Here is an 11,961-nt window from a genome sequence, read left to right as displayed (position 1 = left end):
TATTCACACATACCGTTGAAAATATTTTTTCACACCCTCATTTTGGCATAGGTAAATGTGGTACGTTTGCAGCAGGTTCGTCTCTCAATATCTCCCTTATGTCTCTTGCGACAAACCCTCGCCGGTATGTCATCAGTTTCATCTTTATCGCGGTAGCATCGATAATGCTGCTGCGGCTGTTCTTTCTGCAAAATTTCGAGCCGAAGTACAAGATACTGGCCAATGACATAGCCATATACAAGAAGGTGGTGTACCCGCCACGCGGCGTGATAATAGACAGGAAAGGAAAGACCCTGCTCTCTAACACCCCCATCTACGACCTGATGATAACCCCGCGCAATGTGCCCAAGACACTGGACACTGCCGAGCTGTGCGCTGCGCTGGATATAGACATACCCACATACGAGGCCATACTGGGGCGTGTGCTGGTGCGCAACCTGGATGTGCGCCAGAGCCCATTTATGGACCTGCTGAACGAGGAACAGACGGCCCGCTTCCAGGAGAATGCGTATAAGTTCCCGGGCTTTGAGCTGGTAGAGCGCAATATACGCGTGTATGAAAAACCCATAGCGGGCCTGGTACTGGGGTACATAGGCGAGGTATCGCCGGAGATGCTGAAGAAGCCCAGGTACCAGAGCTACCGCCAGGGCGACTATACAGGCCTCAGCGGGCTGGAACTGCAATACGAGGAGGTACTGCGCGGGCAGCGCGGCGTACACTACCTGGAAAGGGATAAATTCAACCGGCCGCGCGACCCATACAGGAATGGCGAGCTGGACAGCATGGAAGTATCGGGCCGGCAACTGGACCTGTACCTGGACATGGAGCTGCAGGAATATGCCGAAAAGCTGATGGCCAATAAGATAGGCAGTGTAGTGGCCATAGACCCCAGGACCGGTGGTATACTGACCATGGTAAGCAGTCCCACCTTTGACCCGAACCTGCTGCGTGGCAAGGAACGCGCCCGCAACTATTCTACCCTGTACCGCGAACCTACGCGCCCCCTCTTTAACCGGGCTACGCAGGCCATGTACCCGCCGGGCTCTACCATAAAGCCATTCACAGGCCTGGTGGCGCTGAACGAGGGCGCCATTACCCCCAACTATGGCTACCCATGTGGTGGCAGCTATGGCGGCTGCAGCCGCCGCATAGCGTGCGAACACCACGATGCTGGCCACGCTGCCAACTTCAGGGCGGCGCTAGCACACTCGTGCAACTCTTACTTCTGCCACACCTTCCGCCTGATGGTGGACTACCGCAAATATGCCAGTGTGAAGGATGGCCTGCAGGCCTGGCACGACTATTACCTGAGTTTTGCCTATGGCCGCCAGACGGGCGTGGACATACCTTTTGAAGGAAAGGGCCTGGTACCGGATACTGCACTGTACAACAAGATGTACCGCGGGTCGTGGAACTCGTGTACCATAGTGTTCGTAGGTATGGGGCAGGGCGAGTTGCTGCTGACCCCGCTGCAAATGGCCAATGGCATGTGCATAATAGCCAACAAGGGCTATTACTATACGCCACACTTCGTAAGGGCGATAGGCAAGAACGAGAAAGATACCCTGCTGCGCAAATACCAGCAGAAACATGTGGTACTGAACATACCCGACAGCACCTTTACCATAGTGCAGCAGGCCATGCAGGATGTGGTGGACCACGGTACAGCGGCCGCAGCACGCATAGACAGCGTAACAGTATGCGCCAAAACAGGTACTGCCGAGAACAAGGCCATAGTGAACGGCGAGGTGATAAAGATGCAGAACCACTCTATGTTCGTGGCCTTTGCACCGAGGGAGAACCCCAGGATAGCCATAGCAGTGGCCATAGAGAATGCAGGCTTTGGCGCTACATGGGCCGCACCCATAGCCGCCCTGCTGATGGAGAAATACCTGAAAGACAGCATATCGGCCAAGCGTAAACCTGTGGAGGAAAAAATGCTGAAGGCGAACCTTATAAACAAATATGTATATACTATAGATTCTGTGAACCGCCTGCGCGACCTGCGTATATACAATGCCAAGGTGGAAAGGAAACGCATAGCTGACAGTACCGGCCGCGCACAGGACTCTATACTGTACAACCGCTGGATAAGACATCATTTAAGACCAAGAAGCAGTAAATAACCACACCGATGGGCGAACTGAGGAAAACGCTTTTCAACCGTATAGACGGCACACTGCTGCTACTGTACTTTATGCTGGTAACAGTGGGTATACTGGCCATATTCTCGGTAGAGCACCGCACTACCGATACCTCTATCATAATGATGAACAAAAGCTATATGAGGCAGGTGATATGGCTGGGCTATTCGCTGTTCATAGGGCTTATCATCATACTTACAGAAAGCAAGTTCTTCTCCTCGTTCGCCTTCCTGATATATACCGTGGGTATAGCCATACTCATCATTACCATATTTGCCGGGATAGATGTGAAGGGATCGCGAAGCTGGCTGGGCGTGGGCAGTTTCCGCTTTCAGCCCGGAGAAGTGGCCAAGATATTCACATCGCTGGCGCTGGCAAAGTTCTTCTCGCTGAACGAGACCAACTTCCGCAAGCTGAAAGAAAGGTTGATAGCCACGGCCATAGCCCTGTCGCCCGCGGTGCTGATACTGCTGCAGAAAGAGACCGGACTGGCGCTGGTATACTTTTCCTTCTTCCTGGTGATGTACCGCGAAGGACTGCCCAATGCCATACTGGTGATAGGGTTCGCGGCCATAGCGCTGGTGCTTACCAGCCTGCTCATAGACCGTACCACGCTGGCCATACTTATCACCGTGTTCACGGTATTGGTAGGGCTGCTCATACGCACTACCCTGCGGCGCAAGATGGCGGCAAGGGTCATACTCATCAGCGCATGGCTGTTCTCGCTGCTGTTCTCGCAACTGGCCGTGCCCTTTGTGTTCAAGAACGTACTGCAGAAGCACCAGATAGAGCGCATATACTCTATGATAGGCATAGATGTGCCTGATGAATACAACAAGGCACTGGCACCAGGCGAGGAGCGCAAGGAGCGTACCAACAGCTCGGAGTACAACGTACTGCAGTCTAAGATAGCCATAGGCTCTGGCGGAATGATGGGCAAGGGTTTTCTGAATGGCACTTCTACCAAGAACCAGTTCGTACCCGAGCAGAACACCGACTTCATATTCTGTGCCATTGGCGAGCAGTTCGGGTTCGCAGGCAGTGCGGTGCTCATCATATTGTACATATCGCTGATGCTGCGCATCATATACCTGGGCGAACGACAGCGGTCGGACTTTACGCGGGTATATGCCTACTGTGTGGCCTGTATACTGTTCTTCCACTTTGCGGTGAATATATCTATGACCATAGGCCTTGCCCCGGTGATAGGCATTACCCTACCCTTCCTTAGCTATGGGGGGTCGTCGCTGCTGTCGTTCAGTATACTCATCTTCATACTGGTAAGGCTGGATGCCGACAGGCAGGTGCTGATAAAGTAGGTCATTATCACAGCGTTGATATCCGCTTTGCTTTACACTTCCCAAGGAAGTGTATTTCCGCATCTTACCAACCATTTGCAGCGATCGAACGTCTATTAGGATAGTACCCAATATCTTAACCTAAAAAGAGACCTTATGAAAAAGACCTTTTACCTATGCCTGTTAGGCATGCTGATGCTTTTTGGCCGCAACGCCGCCAGGGCACAATCCATTACTACCGCACAGATGTTCGTGGATAGTTCCTGTATGTCTTCCAGCGGTGTGGTCAACATCACAGGCTGTATAAGCGGCCTGAAACTATTGTCCTATTACGGAGACGGCACCATGGATTCGCTCACCATCTTCTGTATGAGCGGCGGTGCCACGCTGACACCAGCACACGTCTATGCCACAGCGGGCACCTACACAGTAAAACATGTACTGAAGAACAATTTCACCCGTTTCGACTCGGCCATATACTCGCACGAATTCATACCATGCAGCCACATATGGCTGGAGGCGTGGGCCGACCTTAACAGCAACTGTGTACTGGATGCCGCAGACCACGGCATAGTGGCCCCCGGCCTAATAAGAGTGGACTCGGCAGGCGTACCTGTAGATACCATACCGGCATACTGCTCTTACGACTACAGGGCATATGGCCCTCCGGGCACCATATACAAATTCACGGCGGTGGTGCCGCCTGCAGGCATGGTATCCTGCCCGTCGATGGATGTGATATATGATACCATACCTATGTTCCCGTCCACGGTACACATACCCAAGTACTGGCTGCTGCAGTGCGGCTCAGCCTCAGGCTTCGACCTTGGCATATCGGCAACATTCAGGCCAGCCAATGCAGGTCCTCTTGCCAACAGGGCCGACATACTGGTGTACAACTCTGCCTGCACCGGCACAGCAACAACGGTAAAATTCGAGTTCGGGCCAAAGTTCAGCTACACTTCTATAACGCCGGCCGCCAGCCACACTGTAGTTGGCACAAGCGTTCTGTTCGATGCCGGTACGATCTCCTCTACTACTCCTAAAATGTTCACCGTGAAGGTGACACCTGTTGCCGCACTGACAATAGGCGATACCGTGAATACCAAATACACCGTACTACCTACCACCAGCGACACCTACCCTGCCAACAATATAGTGGTACGGTGCGATACGGTACGCGCAGCCTATGACCCGAACCAGAAATCGGTAACGCCTACAGGCAATATAACCGCCGGCCAAAGGCTGGAATATCTGCTGGAGTTCGAGAACACGGGTACCGACACTGCGTACAACATACACATAATGGACACCCTGTCGAATTACCTGGATGTGAGCACCATGGTGCGCGGCGCAAGCACTCACACCTATATGGTATCGACAATGACGAGCGGTGGCAGCAACATACTGAAATTCGACTTCCCGAACATACTGCTGCCCGATACCACCCATCATGCCGACGAGATATGCAGGGGCATGGTCACCTTCACGATAAATGCAAAGACCACGCTGACACCGGGCACCACCATAGCCAACCGTGTAGGCATATACTTTGATGTGAACCCTGTGGTGATGACCAATACGGTATACAGCAAGATACCGCTGCCTGTAACGGGTGTGCAGCATGCGGCCCTTACCCGGGTAGAGCTGTACCCCAACCCCGTAAGCGAGACCATGAACATAAGGACAGACGGTGTGGCCTATGCTACCCTTACCATCTACAACATGACCGGCCAGGCACTGAGCACACAAGACATAACTAAGGCCGAGACAACGGTAGCTACCGGCTCGCTGGCACCCGGTATATACTATGTGGTACTCAAGGGAATGGGCGGATCGAAGGCCATCAAGTTCGAGAAACAATAAACAATAACGAATGTCGATATAAGTATAGAACGCCGGTATCAGTGCCGGCGTTCTTCTTTTATACTATCGTTACGCAATATGCACTTTGAATAAGACCTCCATCGTTCTACTTTTGCAATATGGCAGCTATCTATCCATTATCGGAAGGCATTTTTACTATTGGTCATGATAAGGAATTCGTTCCCTTCGACCCTGATAAGGATGTGCTTACCGACCGCCCTACGGGATCGCTGCTGGTAGAGATACTGCCCTTCCTGGTGGTGACAGATAAGGATGTGATGGTGCTGGATACAGGCCTGGGCTTTAAAGGCGCTGATGGTGTACTGCAGATACATGCCAACCTGCGCGCCCATGGCTATGAACCCGGGCAGGTGACCAAAGTATTGCTGTCGCACCTGCACAAGGACCATGCCGGCTGCCTGACGTATACTGATGAGAACGGCCTTATAAAGACCACCTTTCCCAATGCGGAGTACTATATATACCGAGCCGAGGCAGACTTTGCGCTGGCCACAGGGCTGCCATCTTACCACCCCGAGGATATAGAACCCCTGCTGGCCACAGGTCAGGTACGCTGGCTGCAGGGCGAGGCCGGCACTATAAATGGCTACATACGTTACATGCACTCGGGCGGGCATTGCCCGCAGCACATAGTGTACCTGGTAGACGACGGTACAGACAAAGTGTTCTTTGGCGGAGACGAGGCCCCACAGCTAAAGCAGATGAAGATGAAGTATGTGGCCAAGTACGACTTTGACGGCAAAAAAGCCATGCGGCTACGCGAGCAGTATGCCGAACAAGGCCGTGCAGAGGGCTGGCAATTTCTCTTTTACCACGATGTAAAGATACCTGTGGCCAGGCTGTGATCAGACGGCTATAAGCATCAGCGCCAGCAGTATCACCACCACCCATACTACTAATGTATCTTTCTGGGCGAGAGCGCCCATAGACATTCGTTTTTTCATAGGACCAGATATTGTAGTTGCGATCGGGGCAAATTTCACAGTGAGCAAGCGATACATGACCGCCAATGATGATGAATGTATATTTTTTGAGTGGGAACGTCCTATATGCGGGGATGGCCCACCCCAAAGCTCACATAATAGCGAAAGCCACCGCATGGGTGGCTTTCGCTATATGAGATGTTATTATAGTACTATTAATTGCCCAGGTAGGTCTTCAGCAACTGGCACCTGCTGGCCGTGCGCAGCTTGGTGATGGCCTTGTCCTTTATCTGGCGTACACGCTCGCGGGTAAGGGAGAATTTCTCTCCTATATCCTCCAGGCTCATGGGGTTGGGAACACCTATACCGAAGTAGAGCTTTATCACATCGCGCTGGCGGTCGGTGAGGGTACTGAGGGAGCGCTCTATCTCACAACGGAGCGATTCGCCATGGTAGAGCTCTGCATCGGCCGAGTCTGAATTGGGGTTCTCCAGTATATCCAGCAGTGTATTGTCCTCGCTATCTACGAAGGGTGCATCCACCGATACATGCCTTGCGGCCACGCCCAGTGTGGTCTCTACCTCTTCGGTGCCTATATCCAGCAGTTCGGCCAGCTCTTCGGTAGATGGCTCGCGCTCGTACTCCTGCTCCAGCTGTGAATATGCCTTGCTGATCTTGTTGCTGAGGCCCACCTTATTGAGCGGCAGCCTTACGATACGCGACTGCTCGGCAAGGGCCTGCAGTATAGACTGGCGGATCCACCATACGGCATAGGATATGAACTTGAAACCACGGGTCTCATCGAAACGCTGGGCGGCCTTTATGAGACCGAGGTTGCCCTCGTTTATAAGGTCGCTGAGCGAAAGGCCCTGGTTCTGGTACTGCTTTGCTACCGATACCACAAAACGCAAATTGGCCTTTGTGAGTTTTTCGAGGGCGTATTGGTCGCCTTGTTTTATACGAATGGCGAGCTGAACTTCTTCTTCAGGGGTAATGAGATCGACCTTGCCTATTTCCTGCAGGTATTTTTCTAATGATTGGCTTTCCCGGTTGGTGATCGACTTCGTGATCTTTAACTGACGCATTGACATAGGCGGTACATTGAGTGTGTGTTTGGAAAAATTTAACTCGCAACTAGTAAAAGCAATAAAAGCTGATCGTATCACAAAGCTAAGTGTCTTAACAATGCGACCCAAAAAAAATTATGATGGCATTAACAATACATCATAGTATCCTACAGATATAGTTATGCACCTGCGTAGTACTGTGTAAGACCGTATCCTGCTTATAGCGAACCTTGTATATCAGCCCTATGTAACTATATACTATAAGGTATGCGGTGCAATGTGGCAAACGTGTGCCGGTAGTGGCATAGGCAGGGCAATAAAGTATTGATAACTGACAACTTTTGCTATTTTTGTCGCTCTCTAAAAATGTATCATGAACTATCGTAAAGTCAATAACCTTACGGGATGGGTAGTGTGCGCTATCGCAACAGCGGTGTACCTGATGACCATGGAACGCGTTACCAGCTTCTGGGATTGCGGCGAGTTCCTGTCCTGTGCCTATAAGCTGGAGGTGGGTCACTCTCCCGGCGCCCCCTTCTTCATGTTGCTGCAGCGCATTTTCGCGCTCTTCTCGGGCCCCGCCGCATGGACGGGCGCACCCTCTACCAATGCTGCTTTCTTCATCAACTCACTTTCGGTATTCGCCAGCTCTTTCAGCATACTGTTCCTGTTCTGGACCATCACCCACTTTGGCAAAAAGCTGGTGGCCGGCAGCAATACCGAGCCCGATAACGCACAGACAGTAGCCATTATGGGTGCCGGCCTTGTAGGCGCACTGGCATGTACCTTCTCCGATACTTTCTGGTTCTCGGCCGTAGAGGGCGAAGTTTATGCTACCTCATCACTGTTCACGGCCTTCACCTTCTGGGCCATGCTGAAGTGGGAAGAGATAGCCGACAATAAGTATGCCGACAGGTGGCTGGTGCTGCTGTCGTTCCTGGTGGGCCTGTCGGTGTGTGTGCACCTGCTGAACCTGCTGACCATACCTGCCCTTGCCATGATCTACTACTTCAAGCGGTACAAGCCCACCACTATGGGTACTATCATAGCATTCCTGGTAGGCTGCGTGATACTTGGTTTCATACAGTTCGGCGTCATACAGTACATACCCCGCATAGCATCGGTATTCGACAGGGTATTCACTAACGACCTTGGTATGCCGTTCGATACAGGCGCTATAGTGTTCCTGCTGCTGCTTTCGGCACTGCTGGTCTTCCTGCTGCTGTTCGCAAAGAAAAAGGGCTATTACCTGATGCATACAGGTATGCTGTGCATCATATTCATCATCATCGGTTATTCGTGCTACTTCACGGCCATCATCCGCTCCCGTGCCGATGTGCCTATAGACATGACCAACCCCGATAACCCTATGAGCTTCCTGGACTATGTGAACCGCGAACAGTTCGGCCAGCAGCCGCTGTTCTTCGGCCCATACTTTACCAGCGTATGGACAGATGTAGACGCCACTAAGAAGACCTATGCACCTATGAAGAAGGATGGCAAGGACGTGTACGAGGTAGTAGGCAGCAAAACGGATCCTGTATTCGGTATAGACCCAAGGACGGGTGAAAGCCAGAGCCACTTCTTCCCGCGTATATGGGATTACAACAGCCCCAGCCACATATCCTTCTACCGCAGCTACCTGGGCCTGGACGAGAACGAGACACCTACGGCCCGCGACAACTTCAGCTTCTTCTTCCGCTACCAGATGAACTGGATGTGGTGGCGCTTCTTCATGTGGAACTTTGCCGGCAGGCAGAACGACGTAGAAGGCCAGGGCGCCCCCGACCACGGCAACTGGATATCGGGCATATCGTTCATAGACGGTATGCGCGGCCTGGGCAATACGGACAATATGGGCGACCTGAGCCGCAACCAAGCACACAACAAGCTGTATTTCCTGCCCTTTATACTGGGTATACTCGGGTTCATCTACCAGTTCGACCGCAACAAGCGCGATGGCATAGCAGTGCTCACACTGTTCTTCTTCACGGGTGCGGCCATAGGTATATTCCTGAACATGACGCCGCTACAGCCGCGTGAGCGTGACTATGCCTTTGCCGGTTGTACCTATACGTTCACCATATGGATAGGCCTGGGCGCACTGATGATATATGATATGTTGCGCAAACGCATAGGCAATGGCGCAGGCGCCGCCTATGGCGCTGTGGCCGTGAGCCTGCTGGCAGCACCTGTGCTGATGGCCGCCGAAGAGTGGGACGACCACGACCGCTCGCGCAAGACACTGGCCAATGCTACAGCATACAACACCTTGTCTTGCTGCGCACCCAATGCCATACTCTTTACCTATGGCGACAACCAGACCTACCCACTGTGGTACATACAGGAAATAGAAGGCTTCCGCAGGGATGTGCGCATCATCAACACCAGCCTGCTGGGTATAGACTGGTATATAGACCAGCTGAACAACAGGGCCAACGATGGCATGCCGGTGCCCATGATATGGAAAAAGCAGGACTACATAGGCGACAAGCATAACTATGTACAGTTCTACGAGCCGCCAACAGTGAAGATACCCAAGGACAGGTACTTCAACCTGGAGGACATATGCAATTTCATGAACAGCACCGACCCCGACAAGACAGCACGCCGTGGCGATGAGATAGTGAACTACATGCCTGTGAAGAACTTCATGACGCCTACCCCATCTAAAGAAGAGCTGGTGGCGCGTGGCCTCATAGGCGCAGAAGATACTGTACGCGTGGTAACGGATATGCGATTCTCCTTCCCCAAGAACGCCGCTACCAAAAGCGACCTGGCCGTGCTGAACATAATAGCCGGCGTGGCACGCGACGGCTGGAAACGCCCCATATACTTTGACGCAGGCCTGCGCCAGAGCGACTATGTAGGCACCGGCGAATACATGCGCATGGAAGGTATGGTATACCGCCTGATGCCGTTCAAAGTGATGGACTCTGTAAGGGTGAACCCAAGTGTGCTTGGTACCATCAATACGGCCAAGAGCTACGATATGTTCATGAACAAATTCGTATGGGGTGGCGCAGAAAGGGAGGACGTATACTTTGACGAGCCCAACCGTCACGAGCTGATATCTTACCGCATGAACGCGGCCTTCCTGGCCAACCAGCTGATAGCCGAAGGACAGAGGGACAAGGCCGTACAGATACTGGATAAGGTGAACAAGAACATCACCGAGCATTCTTACCCTTATGGCTACGACTATTCGGGCTACCTGCTGGCAGCGGCATACTACCATGCGGGCGAGAAAGAGAAAGGAGCCAGGATAGCCAACAAGATAATGAGCAGCACAGAGAAGAACCTGCAGTGGATAGCATCTCTGAACAACGACAGCCGCTTTGCGATGGCCGATGGCGCTGCACAGCACTACAGCATAATGCAGGGCCTGGGACAGGCAGCATACGAGGGCAGGGATTCTGTGACCATGAAGGCCATAGTAGACAAGATGCAAGGCCTCTTTGAGCGCAACCCTAAACTGAGGGAGATACTGGAAGCCCGCCAGAATGCCAGCCGCCAGAGCGCACCCGCCGGCGACGAGTAATGGCTGCTAACGATACGAAGATGATAAAAGGCGACCACTTGGTCGCCTTTTATCTTTCTATTGGTCGTACTGCAATTCGTACCAGGTAGTAGGTTCATGAGGCTGTCGCCAGGTGGGCTCGCCATCGTAGGCGAAGGTGTGGGTATACCTGAAGCCCAGCTTTTCCAGCACATGCCGCGATGCTGTATTGTTCACATCGGTAGTGGCAAAAATATCTCTGAACATGAGGTGGCGGATACCGTAGTGCAGGGCCGCACGGCCGGTCTCGGTAGCATATCCCCTGCCCCAGGCCTTCTTTACGAAACGATAGCCGAAGTCGATATAATTGGCGTGGCCATTCACTGGCCCGGCAATGAATTTAAAACCCGTCCAACCTATGAATCTGCCGGTGGCCTTTTCTTCTACGGCCCAGCGGCCTATACCCAGGTCGCGGTACTGCTGCATGATGGAGGCTATCATTTCTCCCGATTGCTCTATAGAGGTCACAGGTTTCTTACCTACATACATATGCACCCCGGGGTCGCTGTCCATTTCGTACATACCTGCAATGTCATTCATTGTAATGGGCCTTATGATGCACCTTTCGGTCTCTAGAAGTACCTGCATGAGCTATGTATGGGTATCGGGTGATAATATCGCTCTTAATAACGTACCTGTGGCGGCAGGAAGAGGCGGGCGTTGCCACCATTGCGTATCACATCGCGCACAAGAGTGGACGATATAGTGGAATATGCCGGTGAGCATGTAAGGAAGACCGTCTCTACATCGGGCGCCAGCATACGGTTCATATCGGCTATGGCCTTCTCGTACTCGAAGTCGGCAATATAGCGTATGCCGCGCAATATGTATTGCGCTTTTAGCTTGTGGCATATGTCTACAGTGAGGCCTTCATAGCCCATCACCTCTATGCGCTTATCGTGGCTGAATATCTCCCCTATCCACCCTACGCGCTGCTCTACCGAGAACATAGGCTGCTTGGTAGAATTGATACCTACGCCTATTATCAGCTTATCGAACATGGACACTGCGCGCTCTACCACATCGATATGCCCCAGGGTAATGGGGTCGAAGGTTCCGGGGAAAAGGCAGATACGTTCCATA

General features: G+C 52.4%; 8 protein-coding genes. 5 read left to right on the top strand and 3 right to left on the bottom strand.

Annotation, left to right across the window (positions count from 1 at the left end):
* Nucleotides 1–98 precede the first annotated feature (98 nt).
* The 4 genes from mrdA to ABD843_RS15175 all read left to right on the top strand — a co-directional run bounded on the left by mrdA (nucleotide 99) and on the right by ABD843_RS15175 (nucleotide 6,174).
* A complete protein-coding gene (gene mrdA, locus ABD843_RS15190) occupies nucleotides 99–2,126 on the top strand; it encodes a penicillin-binding protein 2 (protein WP_345085014.1) in 2,028 nt (675 codons plus the stop codon).
* 8 nt (nucleotides 2,127–2,134) lie between these two features.
* Nucleotides 2,135–3,463, top strand: coding sequence for a rod shape-determining protein RodA (gene rodA / locus ABD843_RS15185; protein ID WP_345085011.1), 1,329 nt, complete (start codon nucleotides 2,135–2,137; stop codon nucleotides 3,461–3,463).
* 135 nt (nucleotides 3,464–3,598) lie between these two features.
* A complete protein-coding gene (locus ABD843_RS15180) occupies nucleotides 3,599–5,308 on the top strand; it encodes a T9SS type A sorting domain-containing protein (protein WP_345085008.1) in 1,710 nt (569 codons plus the stop codon).
* A gap of 119 nt (nucleotides 5,309–5,427) precedes the next feature.
* On the top strand, nucleotides 5,428–6,174 hold the full coding sequence (locus ABD843_RS15175; RefSeq protein ID WP_345085004.1) for an MBL fold metallo-hydrolase: 747 nt from the start codon (nucleotides 5,428–5,430) through the stop codon (nucleotides 6,172–6,174).
* 293 nt (nucleotides 6,175–6,467) lie between these two features.
* Here ABD843_RS15175 and ABD843_RS15170 read toward each other — a convergent pair whose 3' ends face one another.
* On the bottom strand, nucleotides 6,468–7,337 hold the full coding sequence (locus ABD843_RS15170; protein WP_345085001.1) for a sigma-70 family RNA polymerase sigma factor: 870 nt from the start codon (nucleotides 7,335–7,337) through the stop codon (nucleotides 6,468–6,470).
* A 355-nt stretch (nucleotides 7,338–7,692) separates the two neighbouring features.
* Here ABD843_RS15170 and ABD843_RS15165 point away from each other — a divergent pair, with 355 nt between their 5' ends.
* The gene (locus ABD843_RS15165) at nucleotides 7,693–10,860 is read left to right on the top strand and encodes a protein O-mannosyl-transferase family (protein WP_345084998.1); all 3,168 of its coding nucleotides are present in this window, start codon (nucleotides 7,693–7,695) and stop codon (nucleotides 10,858–10,860) included.
* Nucleotides 10,861–10,917: 57 nt separating this feature from the next.
* On the opposite strand, the gene ABD843_RS15160 is transcribed toward ABD843_RS15165, so the two are convergent.
* Together ABD843_RS15160 and coaD are read right to left on the bottom strand one after the other, a co-directional pair.
* Complete coding sequence (locus ABD843_RS15160) at nucleotides 10,918–11,466, bottom strand: GNAT family N-acetyltransferase (RefSeq protein WP_345084995.1); 549 nt, start codon at nucleotides 11,464–11,466, stop codon at nucleotides 10,918–10,920.
* A 35-nt stretch (nucleotides 11,467–11,501) separates the two neighbouring features.
* Nucleotides 11,502–11,960, bottom strand: coding sequence for a pantetheine-phosphate adenylyltransferase (gene coaD / locus ABD843_RS15155; RefSeq protein WP_345084992.1), 459 nt, complete (start codon nucleotides 11,958–11,960; stop codon nucleotides 11,502–11,504).
* Nucleotide 11,961 lies beyond the last annotated feature (1 nt).

Source organism: Nemorincola caseinilytica (assembly GCF_039540515.1).
GTDB classification, from domain to species: Bacteria; Bacteroidota; Bacteroidia; order Chitinophagales; family Chitinophagaceae; genus Nemorincola; species Nemorincola caseinilytica.
This window is presented reverse-complemented; position numbering and strand designations above follow the sequence as displayed.